This window comes from Clostridium sartagoforme (assembly GCF_004794105.1).
In the GTDB taxonomy this organism is placed as follows: Bacteria; Bacillota; Clostridia; order Clostridiales; family Clostridiaceae; genus Clostridium; species Clostridium sartagoforme_B.
Window position 1 is genome coordinate 278063 of sequence record NZ_SRYR01000001.1, and the last position, 13360, is coordinate 291422.

The following is a 13360-nucleotide window of genomic DNA, read 5'->3' on the forward strand; positions in this document are numbered from 1 at the left end:
TCATTTAAAAACTGTTTTTCAGAATTGAAAATAATTTTTTTCTACCTCTTGATAGCTTGTTATATATTTGTGCTTTAGGAATACCTAGTTCTTTGGAAATATTATCAGTAGAGATATCTTCTAAATAATATTTAACAAATATAGATCTATCTTCTGACCTTAAGTTATCTAAAAGTGATTGGATTTCACTTTGTAACTCTTTATATAATAGATTGTCTGATAGATCTTTTTTATCACTTAATATAATTTTATCTATATCTTCAAAATTATTATGTTTAAGGTATTTGCGTTTATAATCAATAGCTTTAAATTTTGATATCACTACAATCCAATTTTTAAAAGATCCTTTACAATCAAATGAATCAATATTGTTCCAAATTGATATTAAAATATCGTTAATACACTCATCTTGATAGTAATCTAGAGATGATAGATGTTTTCGGACTACACCCTTTATTAGACCACCGTAAGTTTCTAAAAGCAATTGCAATCCTTTTTCATTTTTGGATTTAATATATTTAATTATAAGGTTATCTGCCAATAAATTCGCCTCCTTGTAAGTACTTACACTTTATATAACGAACAATGTACTAAGAACTTATCAAGTTAATTATAAAAGTTTTGTATAAGAAGTAATAGAAAAAAATCACATAGTTAAAATTGGAGGGTATTATTCTATTATTTTATTTGATAGGCAGTAAATAGTAAAAGGTGTAGATCTTTTTAGCTATAATAAACAATTTTTAATATTATTAGAGTAAGGTATATAACCTGCTTTTTTAGTGTACAGTTTATTAATTAATTCACAAACAATTAAAAGGTAAAATGTGTATGTATTTGGAATGATAATTTGTGAAGAGAAAATTTTTATATGACTTTATTTTCAAAATAAAAAAATCATATGAATTATTTTAACATTTTGAAAATTAAAAGCAGATTAATTTGTCAATAATTACAATGTAAGGATAATATTAATATAAAATAGCAAATGTTTTCAGAATAAATTGACAATAAATATTATTAGTTTTACAATAATAATTATTAAGAAAGATAGGAAATTTATTAATTCTATTTATTCTTATAATTATTTGCAGCATGAGTTTTAGCTTTTATTATAAACAAAAATGTGTTTTGAATTAAAGAAAGCACTAAATAAAAGGAGGCAAGGGTATGTTTTTTAAGACTACAGACCAACATGAAGCTTTTCGTGCAAAAATCAGAGAATTTGCAGAGGCAGAAATAAGACCACAGGCATTTTTGTGGGACAAGGAAAACATTTTTCCAGAAGAAGTTGTTAAAAAATTAGGTGAAATGGGTGTTTTGGGTACTCCTTATCCAAAGGAATATGGTGGATTAGGTAGTGATGTTATAAGTTATGCTATCGCTGTAGAAGAGCTTTCTAGAGTAGATGGAGGAACAGGGGTTATTTTATCAGCTCACGTATCTTTAGGAAGTTATCCAATATTCGCATTTGGAACTGAAGAACAAAAACAAAAGTATTTAGTGCCATTAGCTAAGGGAGAAAAAATAGGTGCATTTGGGTTAACTGAACCTAATGCAGGTAGTGATGCAGGTGGAACTGAAACAACTGCTGTCCTAGAAGGAGATTATTACATCTTAAATGGTGGAAAAATATTTATTACTAATGCAGATAAGGCTGATACATATGTTGTATTTGCTGTAACTACTCCTGATATAGGAGTAAAGGGAATTAGTGCCTTTATAGTTGAAAAAGGTTGGGAAGGATTTACTTTTGGTGATCACTACGATAAGATGGGTATCCGTTCTTCTTCAACAGCTGAATTAATATTTAATAATGTTAAGGTTCCAAAGGAAAACTTATTAGGAGAAGAAGGAAAAGGCTTTGGTATAGCTATGCAAACACTTGATGGTGGTCGTATAGGGATAGCAGCTCAAGCATTGGGAATTGCTCAAGGGGCATATGAAAATGCTTTAGAATATTCTAAGGAAAGAGTTCAATTTGGAAAACCTATAGCTCAACAACAATCAATTTCCTTTAAGTTAGCAGATATGGCAACTAAGTTAAGAGCTGCAAGACTATTAATATATAGTGCTGCAGATTTAAAAGAAAATCATGAGGATTATTCTATGGAGTCTGCAATGGCTAAGATGTATGCTTCAGATATATGCTTAGAAGTAGTTAATGACGCACTACAAATATTTGGTGGATCAGGATACTTAAAGGGTATGGAAGTTGAAAGAGCTTATCGTGACGCTAAGATTTGTACTATTTATGAGGGAACTAATGAGATTCAAAGAGTAGTAATTGCATCTCATATAATAGGTAAGATGCCAAAGGGTGATAAAAAATCTAAGAAGAAAGCTGATCCATTGACAGGTGCTCGTAAGAAGGTTATCTTTAAGGAAAATACAGCTAAAGAAAGTGTAGACAAGCTTGTAGAGGCCTTAAAGAAGGATGGATATGACTTTACTGTTGGAATTGACATAAACACTCCAATAGCTAAGTCAGATCGTGTTGTTAGTGTAGGTAAGGGAATTGGAGAAGAGAAAAATATGGAACTTGCAAAAGCTCTAGCTATTCAAGCTGGTGCCTCTATTGGATCATCACGTCCTGTAGCTGAAACATTGAAATATTTACCTCTAAACCGTTACGTTGGAATGTCAGGACAAAAGTTTAATGGAAATCTTTATATAGCATGTGGTATATCAGGTGCTGGGCAACATCTAAAAGGAATTAAGGATGCTACCACTATTGTAGCTATTAATAATAATCCTAATGCCCCAATATTTAAAAATTCAGATTACGGTATCGTTGGTGATATTATGGAAATAATGCCACTGTTAACAGCTGCGTTAGATAACGGAGAACCTAAGAAGGAAGCTCCTCCTATGAAGAAGATGAAGAGACACGCTCCTAAGAAGGTTGCACCTAGTTGGAAGACTTATGTATGTAGTGGTTGCGGATATGAATATGATCCGGCAGTAGGTGATGAAGAAAGTGATATAGCACCAGAAACTCTATTTAAAGCCCTTCCAGAAGAATGGATATGTCCGGATTGTGGTGAAGAAAAATCTAATTTTATAGAGGTTTAATCGGTATTAAAAGTTAAAATTTTCATAGTCAAAAGGAGGATTAATTATGTTTTGTGTAAGAAAAGTAACTGAAGACCTTTATTGGGTAGGCGGTAATGATAGACGTCTTGCTCTATTTGAAAATATTCATCCAATTCCAAGAGGGGTTTCATATAACTCATATTTATTATTGGACAAGAAGACAGTATTATTTGATACTGTAGACTGGTCAATATCTAGACAGTTTTTAGAAAATATTGAAGCTGTTTTAAAAGGTAGAAAGCTTGATTATTTAGTAATAAATCATATGGAGCCAGACCATGGAGCTTCAATAGAAGAGATAATTCTTCGTTATCCAAATGTTAAAATAGTAAGTACTGAAAAATCATTCTTATTAATGAGACAATTTGGTTTCGATATTGATGGTAGAGAAGAAGAAGTTAAAGATGGAGATACAAAGTCTTTTGGTAAACATGAAATTAAGTTTATAACTGCACCAATGGTCCATTGGCCAGAAGTTATGGTTAGTTTTGATACTAAGAATGGAGTTCTTTTCTCAGCCGATGCCTTTGGATCTTTTGGAGCATTAGATGGAAAGTTATTTAATGATGAAGTGAACTTTGAACGAGATTGGATTGATGATGCTAGAAGATACTATACTAATATAGTTGGTAAGTATGGACCTCATGTACAATCATTGCTTAAGAAAGTAAGTACTCTGGATATTAAGATGATTTGTCCATTACATGGACCAGTTTGGCGTACAAATTTAGGCTATTTTATAGACAAGCATGATAAATGGAGTAAATATGAGCCAGAAGAAAAGGCTGTAATGATAGTATATGCATCAATGTATGGTAATACAGAATCAGCTGCTAATGCGTTAGCAACTAAATTTGTTGAAAAGGGAATAACTAATATAGTTATGTATGATGTATCTAATACTCATGTATCCACATTAATTGCTGAAACATTTAGAGTTAGTCATATAGTTTTAGCTTCAGTAACTTATAACTTAGGTATATATCCATTAATGCATAATTATTTAATGGATATGAAGGCACTTAACCTTCAAAATAGGACTATTGCTTTAATAGAAAATGGATCTTGGGCAACTAAGTCAGGTAAACTAATGGGAGAATTCCTTGATGGAATGAAGGGAATGAACATATTAGATGATAAAATGTCATTAGTTTCTTCTATGAAGGAAGATAATGTTGTAGATATGGATGCACTTGTTGAAGGCGTTATCGAATCTATGAATAAATAGTACATCATAAGTGCACTTATATAGTACTAATAATAAAAAAATCTGCGATAAAATATCGCAGATTTTTTTTTTATTGTATCTACTTTAACAAAATTACAGTTATTATACAGATTTGCATATATTTATGGTTTAATATAATATATAGAATATATTATTAAGGGCAATGGTTAAATGAAGCTTGGCTACTTATTAGAAAGAAATAAAAAATATTATATAAATATATATTGTAATAAAATATAATGAATTTTCCAATAATATTAATGTTAAGTTTATGCTAACAATAATTATTTTTGGAGGAAGTATGAATAGAGAAAGTAGAAATGCAGCTTATTCTAGAGCAAAGGAAATGATGATAGCAGGTGAGTCTTGGGATAAAATAATGGATGAAACAAGACTAAGACAAAAGGACTTAAAGAAAATTCAATCTACAGAAATAAGTCCTAAATTCTAATTAATTATAATATGTCAGGCATAAGCCTGACATATTCATATATTAAATAAACAATAATAGGGGGAGGAATATGGTTCATTTAGTTTATTGTGATAATTCTGGGAAAAAAGGTGAAAAGGTTCTTGATAAAATTATTTCAGAAAGTAAAACAATGGTTGTAAGGGGAGCAGCAGGAAGGAAAATTCCGCATAGCCGCGTAGTGGTTGGAGAGACACTTTATTTTATGGAAAAGGGTAGTATGAAAATTACTCATTCTGCTATTGTATCTAATGTTGAAAACTACACTAAGCTCACTGAAGATGAAATAAATGAAACATTTGAAAAAAACAAAGTAAAACTTAATTTATCAGAAAAGCAAAGGATACGTTGGCATAAGAAATGCCTTTGTTTAGTAGAATTTAATGAAGTTAAAGAAATAGAGACGTTGGATTTTGATCATCAGAGTAATATGGATGATTGGTTAATAATTGAAAAAATTGAAGATGTAGTTGTAGGTACAAGCATACCATATAATTATGAAAAATTTAAACTTTAAAAGTATAAAAAATTATAATTAGGTTTTATCTATCAGACAGCAATGTATTAACGAGAATTTTAATTTTGAGTTTAGGCAATGTGGTAGTAACTTTATTAAAGATGGAAAAAGTATAATTTTTAAGTTAAAGATTTATGTAAACAAGCCAAAAAAGCAAATATAAATTTATAAAATAATTCAATTAGATATGAATTATAATAAAAAAGTTATACAAAATCGTGTATAACTTTTGTTGATGTAACAATAGATTAAAGTAAGTAATAATATATATTTGACACTATATTTTTTTTATTTTATAATAATAATTATTGTTTGAAATTATATTGTTTAAAATTAAATTTTATGTTTATATAAGATGGAAATTAAAATAGATTAGTAGTAATTTTAAAAATTGTAGTTATTTACTAAGTAATAAAACTATGTATGTATGGGGAAACTATGAGTAGTTTGTGGTGAAAAATTATATTAATATATACTAAATTATGGAATGATTGCGAAAAGGAGGATACTAATGTTTTGTGTTAGAAAAGTAGTAGAAGACATTTATTGGGTTGGTGGTAATGATAGGAGACTTGCTTTATTTGAGAATCTTCATCCACTACCAAAGGGTGTTTCATATAATTCATATTTATTATTAGATGAAAAAACTGTATTATTTGATACTGTAGATTGGTCTATTTCAAGACAGTTTTTTGAAAATGTAGAAGCAGTATTAAAAGGTAGAAAATTAGATTATTTAGTTGTTAATCACATGGAGCCAGATCATGCTGCATGTATTGAGGAGATTATACTTCGTTATCCAGAAGTAAAAATAATTAGCACTGATAAATCTTTTGTATTTATGAGACAATTTGGATTTGATACTGATGATAGAATAGAAATGGTAGCTGATGGAGATACTAAATCTTTCGGAAAGCATGAGTTCAAATTTATTACTGCACCTATGGTTCACTGGCCAGAGGTTATGGTAAGTTTTGATATGACTACAGGAATACTATTCTCAGCTGATGCCTTTGGAACATTTGGAACATTAGATGGAAAACTATTTAATGATGAAGTTAATTTCGAAAGAGATTGGATTGATGAAGCTAGAAGATACTATACTAATATAGTAGGAAAATATGGGCCACATGTGCAAATTTTATTTAAAAAGATTAAAGATTTAGATATAAAAATGATATGTCCTCTACATGGACCAGTATGGAGAAATAACTTATCATACTTTATTGAAAAATATGATAAATGGAGTAAATATGAACCTGAAGAAGAAGGCGTTATGATAGTTTATTCATCAATGTATGGAAATACTGAATCAGCAGCTAATGTACTTGCGACTAAATTTGTAGAAAAAGGAATAACTAATTTAGTAATTTACGATGTGTCTAATACTCATGTTTCTACATTAATCTCTGAAACATTTAGAGTTAGTCATTTAGTTATAGCTTCAGTTACTTATAATTCAGGAATATATCCTCCAATGCATAATTACTTAATTGATATGAAGGCATTAAATCTTCAAAAGAGAACAGTTGCATTAATTGAAAATGGTTCATGGGCTTGCAACACTGGTAAGTTAATTGGAGATTTCTTTGCAGGAATGAAGAATATGACATTATTAGATAATAAGGTAACACTTTTATCAGCAATGAATGAAAAGAATGGTGTAGATATGGATGCATTAGTTGATGGTGTTATCAAATCAATGAAATAAAGAGTTTAAATTAAAATCTGTGGTTTATACCGCAGATTTTTTTATTGCGATAATAGATTTTAGTGATGTTTATGGATACTTTTTACAATAATAGGAGTATAATTATGTAATGTAAGAGGTGATTAAATGAAGCGATATAATATTATAAAAGTTAAAAATATATTTTTATCAATGATAAGTTTTCCTTTATTTATAGCAGTTTATATATTAGCAATGTATGAATTATATACCCTATGTAGATTTGGAAGATATGATAATAATCTTAATATTTTTATTTTATGTTTAGTATTCTTTTTTATATATTTAGTAACATTTATTGCACTAATAATAAAGCAACAGAGTAATTACCCAAATGAACTTATTGAAAACTTTAGTTTTACAAGTGATTATATTAAGCTAGATGATTACCATGGAATTGAAATAGATATAGAAGATATAAAGTCTTTTAAAATAAATAAAAAATATGCTTATATAAAGCTTAGAAATAAAGGGATAGTTATTTTAGGCTTTAATAATAAGAGTGATTATGATGTATCTTACTTTAAAGAAATATTACATTCTAAAGAAGAAAAAAGAAGAAAGTCATTAATGAAAACAGTATGGACATGGATATCAATATTAGTAATTATTTTTACTACAGGCTATTATGGTATGAAAATTTATAAGACAGCTTTAAATTTTAATGGTAAGTTATCTTGGCTATTATTTGAACTTAAAAATGAAAAAAATATAACTCTTAATAATAACAACATATATGATACTGGAATAGAAGGTATATTTGAGGATATTAGTAAAGAGCTAGACTTGCCAGAAATTATGTATATTTCGGATACAGGTCTAAGTTTAGAGTTTAATAGTAAAGGAGAAATAGAGTCTTTCTATACCTTTGTTTATGGTAAAAATGATAAAGATGAAGTTAATAGTTTCTTAGTAAATTATGATATAAATAAATCTAATAAAATAAGAGTAACACTAGATGGTTATGTGACCCCAGATTTTAATGATGATAAATTGTTAGAACCATTATTTGATACAATGAAGGTAATTCCTTTAAAAGATACAGTAAGTAAATGGGATTCTAATAAATATGGTATTTTATATTATGGTAAAAGAAGCTTTGGACTTAATACAGATGGTATAGTCTATATTGATAATGAAGGTAATACAAATATGCCAAGTATTGCAACATCAGAAGTTATAGGATATACAGTATCAGTATATGTTCCAAATAGAGAAAAGGAAATTACTCCTTTTAGATATAATTTAGTTGAGGATTTAAATAATGTTAAATCAGCTCCTTTAAACTCAGTTGATAATACTACTAAAAAACCTAGTAGCTCATCAAATAGGGAAGAACCAGAATATTATTTAACTGATAAGATTGGATATAGATTAAAAATAGTTGGGGCTGCTGCAGGGAGTAGAGCTTATTCATTGGAAGTTACTGAAGATGGAGGAAATAACTTTGAAGTATTAAATGGGGATCCATTCTTAGGTAGATTAGGAGGAGCTTCTGGAATTACTTTTATAAATGAAAAACTAGGATTTATAGCATTATCTCATAATGGAGGAGATGAAGCTGACTTATATAGAACTGAAGATGGTGGATTAACATTTACTCAAATAAATATTCCAAGGAAGGAAGTAACCTTAGAGAGTGGAACGGTGATAGAACCTTTTGATTTTCCAGAAATGCCTTTTGAGGATAATGGAGTTTTAAATATGTTAGTTGGTCAAGGTGCTGATGGTGATTATAATGGAAATAGTGATGCATTATATGAATCAAAGGATAATGGTTTAACTTGGGAGTTTAAAGAGGAAGTAAAAGATAATTAAAGTATAGTAACTATATAAAGGGGGTAGCGATACCAGTTTACTAAAGAATATTAAATTTTGATATTTATTTTACTTATTATAAGTTAATATAATAGTATGAAAATTACAACTTAGGAGGAATGTTATGCTTACAATTGGATATATAGGAAATGGAAAGAGTACAAATAGATATCATCTACCTTTTGTATTACAAAGAGAAAATATAAGGGTAAAGACTATTTATCAAAGAAATCCTAATAATGAAGCCTGGGATAGAATAGAGGGAGTTAACTATACTTCTAATTTAGATGAGTTGTTAAAGGATGAAGAAATACAACTAATTGTTATTTGCACTATGCAAGATAGCCATTACAATTATGCTAAGCTAGTATTAGAAAATAATAAGAATTGTTTAGTAGAAAAGCCTTTTATGGAAACATATAAAGAGGCTAAGGAAATATTTGATTTAGCAAAATCAAAAGGATTAATAGTTCAAGCATATCAAAACAGAAGGTTTGATAGTGATTTTCTAACAGTTCAGAAAGTAATAGAAAGTGGGAAACTTGGTGATTTATTAGAATTAGAAATGCATTTTGATTATTTTAGACCTGAAACACCAGAAGGAGCTAAAGTATTTTCACCCTATGGATCATTTTTATATGGACATGGATGCCATATCTTAGATCAAGTTATAAGTTATTTTGGTAAACCGGATAATATTAATTATGACGTTAGACAACTTTTAGGTAAAGGTAGAATGAATGATTACTTTGACTTAGATTTATACTATGGAAATTTAAAAATTTCAGTTAAATCTAGTTATTTTAGAATAAAACCAAGACCAAGTTTTATAGTTTATGGGAAGAAGGGTTCATTTGTAAAAGAAAGTAAGGATAGACAAGAGGAACATTTAAAAATGTTTTATATGCCTACTAATAAAGACTTTGGAATAGACTCCTTTGAACACTATGGAACTTTAACTTATGTAGATGAAGAAGGTACAATTCATGAGGAAAAAGTTAAGTCTGTAAATGGTGATTATGGAAGAGTATATGATGATTTATATGAGGCTCTAGTAAATAATAAGGAAAAGAAAATCAAAGATGAAGAAACCTTATTACAACTTCAAATACTAGAAGAAGGAATAAAGAGGTTGTTTTAAATTGAGCAGAAGTTTTTAACATATTATGCTCAGCCTCCGTCGCACGCTCCAAGTCGGCTTACGCACAGTATGTTAAAAACTTCTTAAGTAATTTAAACTTGAGGATGCAAACCTACAAAAGGAAAAAATTCAGACAAGCTGAATTTCAATCAAACTTAATTCAAGCTCCTAAAATATTTTAAATGTCGAACTAACTAGCATGGTCTATTTATCTTTGTTGTTATATTAGCATTTTATTATATTATTGGGTTTTCATCGCATATTTTTTTATAATTAGTAAACATTTCATGTAGTTCAGGAAAGGATCTTTTTAATGAAAGAATTTTATTATCCTTTGACATAAAACAATGCTTACTTGTACCTGTACATCTAATTTCTTTAGTTTTTTTATCTCTAATTACATAGTTAACAGTTAGTTTAATTCCTGTGTATTCGCCAACTGTAGCTATAATTTCTAAAACATCATTAAAGTGAGTCATTGATTTAAATTCACATTCAATACCTAATACTGGACTTATTATACCTTTTTCTTCAGTTACATCATACCCAACTCCCAATGCCTCCATTAGATATACACGAGCTTCTTCAAACCAACGAATATAGTTACTATGATGTATTATACCCATTTGATCAGTTTCATAATAATGTGCTTTATGTTCGTATGTTATTAATTCCATAATGTACCCCTCATAATTCTTATATCTTATAATATTTCAATAACCTCAACAGTATATTTATCTTCAGGAGCTATTACTTCAACAACATCTCCAACTTTCTTTCCTTTAAGTGCTAAGCCTAAATCAGATTCGATACTTATACACATATTTTCAGGATCAGAATCCATAACTGTTACTAAAGTAACGATATCTTCAAATTCATCTTCAATGAATTTAATTTTAGCCCTACTATTTATTCCTAGGGTAGAATTATCTATTTCATCATCAGCTATAACAGTAGCTGTAGAAATCATATTTAATAAATATTGTATTCTATTATCATTTTCTCTGTAGTTTGCACAAGCTTCCTTGTATTCTGCATTTTCAGATCTATCTCCATGAGCAGCAGCTATGGCTTTTTCTTTAGCAATTTCAGCTCTTTTAACAGTCATTCTATATTCTAATTCTTCTCTTAACTTTTTTATATTTTCTTCAGTTAGAGTATTATTCATAATAATTAATCACCTCTTAAAAAATATCATGATAACATTATATAATATATATAAGAAAAATAAAAATTATTTGTTTAGGTAAAATGGATATAATATCATTTGTTATGTAGAAGATAGGGGGAAGTGAGCACTTTATAAGTTATAAAGAATACATTTATTTTTCATAATATACACCTCTTTAATAAATTGGTATAATTTATAATAGGTAAAACTAAAAGAGATGTATATGGTTTAAACAGTATATCAAAGATAAGGTATAATCTTATAAAAAGAGTATATTGATTATAGTATAAATGAGAAGGAGAATATGATATGGGGAAATTATTAGTAGTTGTTGATTTTCAAAAGGATTTTGTAGATGGTGCTTTAGGATTTGAAAAGGCTGTAACTTTAGAAGATGGTATTTATAATAAAATTGAAAGTTATTTAAGTGAAGGACATAAGGTACTATTTACTTATGATACTCATGAAGAAAACTATTTAGAAACAAGGGAAGGAAAGAATTTGCCAGTAGTTCATTGTATTAAAGGAAGCAAGGGACATGAGTTATATGGAAGACTCGTAGATTTTAAAAATAGAAATAACACATTATATTATGAAAAGTATGGTTTTGGTATATCTCCTAAAGATATGGTTAATATAGCTGAAGAAATTGGAAATGATATAAGAGAGATAGAAATAGTAGGGGTAGTAACTAATATCTGTGTAATAAGTAATTTTGTAATGTTCCAATCACAATTTAGAGAAGCTGAAATAACAGTAGATGCTACTTTATGCGCAAGTTTTGATGAGGCATTACATGATAAAACCTTAGATGTTATTTTAGGATTACAGGGAAAAGTTATAAATAAATAAACAAATAAATAAATGTTCCAAGGCAAGAGGATAACAATTTTAAAAGTGTTATCCTCATATTTTTATTAAATACAGTAATATAAATTTGGATTTATAAGAGTAAGAAAATTAAAGGTATTATTAGATGATTTTTATTTTCTTAATACACTCTATTGAAATTTATAACATATTAAAGGTTAGTTTACTCTTTCAATTAAAGTTCTTACTATAAAGTGAAACTAGCAAGGGCGCAGAGAAGGCTATAGAAGTATGAGGTTATAAAGGTTCTAATCACAAATATCTTGACAGTCAAATTATTTGTATTTAAAATTAGGTTAAAAAAGATAATAAGAGAGGGAACTTATGAAGAAGAAAAAAATAATAATTTCAATAATAGTTTGTGTATTACTAGTGATATTTGTTGGACTAGCTTATGTAGGTAATTACTTCTTTAATTATGCACTAGTAAGACAAGAAGGAATAGTTACTGAGGCTAATATAGATCCTAATGCACCTCAATCTGTAGAAACATATGCAGAAGTAGTTAATAAGGAAAAATCTAAAGAAGATGTTTCAAAGTGGTTAGAGGAAGTCAAAACTGAAGATACTACAATTTTATCAGAGGATGGATTGAATCTTTGGGGAAAACTTTATTTTCAAGAGGAAAAAACTGATAAGTGGGTTATAATAGCTCATGGTTATACATCAAGTCATGAAGATATACAGCCTATAGCCTTAAATTTTTATAATAAAGGTTACAATGTATTAACTCCAGATATGAGAGCTCATGGAAATAGTGAAGGAAAGTACATTGGAATGGGATGGTTAGATAGAAAAGATATGTTACTTTGGATAGATTATGTTCTATCTTTAGATAGTAATTCACAAATAGTTCTTTATGGTGAATCTATGGGAGGAGCTACAGTTATGATGACTTCTGGAGAAGATTTACCTAGTAATGTTAAAGCAATTATAGAAGATTGTGGATATACATCAGTTCAGGAAATGTTTGAGGCTCAATTATATGAAAGATTTGGATTACCTCCATTTCCTATTTTAAATGCAGCAGAAGTTGTTACATCTATAAGAGCTAAATATAATTTTGATGAAGCTTCAGTATTAGAACAAGTAAAAAAATCAAAAACTCCAATGTTATTTACCCATGGAGGAAATGATAATTATGTACCTACAGAGATGGTATATAGATTATATGAAGCAGCTCAATGTGAAAAAGATATATTAGTAATTGATGGGGCAGACCATGGTTCAGCACCTGACGTAGATCCAGATAAATATTATGAGAAGGTATTTAGCTTCTTAGGTAAATATATTAATTAAAGAAATAAACATATGAAAACAA

Annotated in this window: 12 protein-coding genes; 9 read left to right on the forward strand and 3 right to left on the reverse strand. The window is 28.5% G+C overall.

The window, feature by feature from the left end:
• Positions 1 to 4: 4 nt before the first annotated feature.
• Positions 5 to 541, reverse strand: a complete 537-nt coding sequence (locus tag E5347_RS01175) for a sigma-70 family RNA polymerase sigma factor (protein ID WP_136003745.1) — start codon at positions 539 to 541, stop codon at positions 5 to 7.
• 629 nt (positions 542 to 1170) lie between these two features.
• On the opposite strand from E5347_RS01175, the gene E5347_RS01180 reads away from it, so the two are divergent.
• From E5347_RS01180 to E5347_RS01205, 7 genes are all read left to right on the forward strand, one after another.
• The gene (locus E5347_RS01180; RefSeq protein ID WP_136003747.1) at positions 1171 to 3075 is read left to right on the forward strand and encodes an acyl-CoA dehydrogenase family protein; all 1905 of its coding nucleotides are present in this window, start codon (positions 1171 to 1173) and stop codon (positions 3073 to 3075) included.
• 46 nt (positions 3076 to 3121) lie between these two features.
• Positions 3122 to 4324, forward strand: coding sequence for an FprA family A-type flavoprotein (locus E5347_RS01185; RefSeq protein ID WP_136003749.1), 1203 nt, complete (start codon positions 3122 to 3124; stop codon positions 4322 to 4324).
• Between the two features lie 301 nt (positions 4325 to 4625).
• The gene (locus E5347_RS16750; RefSeq protein ID WP_168354877.1) at positions 4626 to 4775 is read left to right on the forward strand and encodes a hypothetical protein; all 150 of its coding nucleotides are present in this window, start codon (positions 4626 to 4628) and stop codon (positions 4773 to 4775) included.
• A gap of 70 nt (positions 4776 to 4845) precedes the next feature.
• On the forward strand, positions 4846 to 5310 hold the full coding sequence (locus tag E5347_RS01190) for a hypothetical protein (protein WP_136003751.1): 465 nt from the start codon (positions 4846 to 4848) through the stop codon (positions 5308 to 5310).
• A gap of 511 nt (positions 5311 to 5821) precedes the next feature.
• Positions 5822 to 7021, forward strand: a complete 1200-nt coding sequence (locus tag E5347_RS01195; protein WP_136003753.1) for an FprA family A-type flavoprotein — start codon at positions 5822 to 5824, stop codon at positions 7019 to 7021.
• 126 nt (positions 7022 to 7147) lie between these two features.
• Positions 7148 to 8857, forward strand: a complete 1710-nt coding sequence (locus E5347_RS01200) for a WD40/YVTN/BNR-like repeat-containing protein (RefSeq protein ID WP_136003755.1) — start codon at positions 7148 to 7150, stop codon at positions 8855 to 8857.
• Between the two features lie 124 nt (positions 8858 to 8981).
• The gene (locus E5347_RS01205; RefSeq protein ID WP_136003757.1) at positions 8982 to 9998 is read left to right on the forward strand and encodes an oxidoreductase; all 1017 of its coding nucleotides are present in this window, start codon (positions 8982 to 8984) and stop codon (positions 9996 to 9998) included.
• Positions 9999 to 10234: 236 nt separating this feature from the next.
• Here the strand turns inward: E5347_RS01205 and E5347_RS01210 are convergent, their stop codons facing one another.
• A complete protein-coding gene (locus E5347_RS01210) occupies positions 10235 to 10675 on the reverse strand; it encodes an acyl-CoA thioesterase (RefSeq protein ID WP_136003760.1) in 441 nt (146 codons plus the stop codon).
• Between the two features lie 26 nt (positions 10676 to 10701).
• Entirely contained in the window at positions 10702 to 11166 is a 465-nt protein-coding gene (locus E5347_RS01215) for a GreA/GreB family elongation factor (protein WP_136003762.1), read from the reverse strand.
• Between the two features lie 312 nt (positions 11167 to 11478).
• On the opposite strand from E5347_RS01215, the gene E5347_RS01220 reads away from it, so the two are divergent.
• Positions 11479 to 12021 (forward strand): cysteine hydrolase family protein, encoded by a 543-nt coding sequence (locus E5347_RS01220; RefSeq protein WP_136003764.1) that lies wholly within the window; start codon positions 11479 to 11481, stop codon positions 12019 to 12021.
• 342 nt (positions 12022 to 12363) lie between these two features.
• A complete protein-coding gene (locus E5347_RS01225; protein ID WP_136003766.1) occupies positions 12364 to 13338 on the forward strand; it encodes an alpha/beta fold hydrolase in 975 nt (324 codons plus the stop codon).
• Positions 13339 to 13360 lie beyond the last annotated feature (22 nt).

Excerpts from the sequence above, each read along its gene's own strand:
- E5347_RS01180 (WP_136003747.1), top strand. The coding sequence starts at position 1,171 with ATGTTTTTTAAGACTACAGACCAACATGAAGCTTTTCGTGCAAAAATC.
- E5347_RS01185 (WP_136003749.1), top strand. The coding sequence starts at position 3,122 with ATGTTTTGTGTAAGAAAAGTAACTGAAGACCTTTATTGGGTAGGCGGT.
- E5347_RS16750 (WP_168354877.1), top strand. The coding sequence starts at position 4,626 with ATGAATAGAGAAAGTAGAAATGCAGCTTATTCTAGAGCAAAGGAAATG.
- E5347_RS01190 (WP_136003751.1), top strand. The coding sequence starts at position 4,846 with ATGGTTCATTTAGTTTATTGTGATAATTCTGGGAAAAAAGGTGAAAAG.
- E5347_RS01195 (WP_136003753.1), top strand. The coding sequence starts at position 5,822 with ATGTTTTGTGTTAGAAAAGTAGTAGAAGACATTTATTGGGTTGGTGGT.
- E5347_RS01200 (WP_136003755.1), top strand. The coding sequence starts at position 7,148 with ATGAAGCGATATAATATTATAAAAGTTAAAAATATATTTTTATCAATG.
- E5347_RS01205 (WP_136003757.1), top strand. The coding sequence starts at position 8,982 with ATGCTTACAATTGGATATATAGGAAATGGAAAGAGTACAAATAGATAT.
- E5347_RS01210 (WP_136003760.1), bottom strand. The coding sequence starts at position 10,675 with ATGGAATTAATAACATACGAACATAAAGCACATTATTATGAAACTGAT.
- E5347_RS01215 (WP_136003762.1), bottom strand. The coding sequence starts at position 11,166 with ATGAATAATACTCTAACTGAAGAAAATATAAAAAAGTTAAGAGAAGAA.
- E5347_RS01220 (WP_136003764.1), top strand. The coding sequence starts at position 11,479 with ATGGGGAAATTATTAGTAGTTGTTGATTTTCAAAAGGATTTTGTAGAT.
- E5347_RS01225 (WP_136003766.1), top strand. The coding sequence starts at position 12,364 with ATGAAGAAGAAAAAAATAATAATTTCAATAATAGTTTGTGTATTACTA.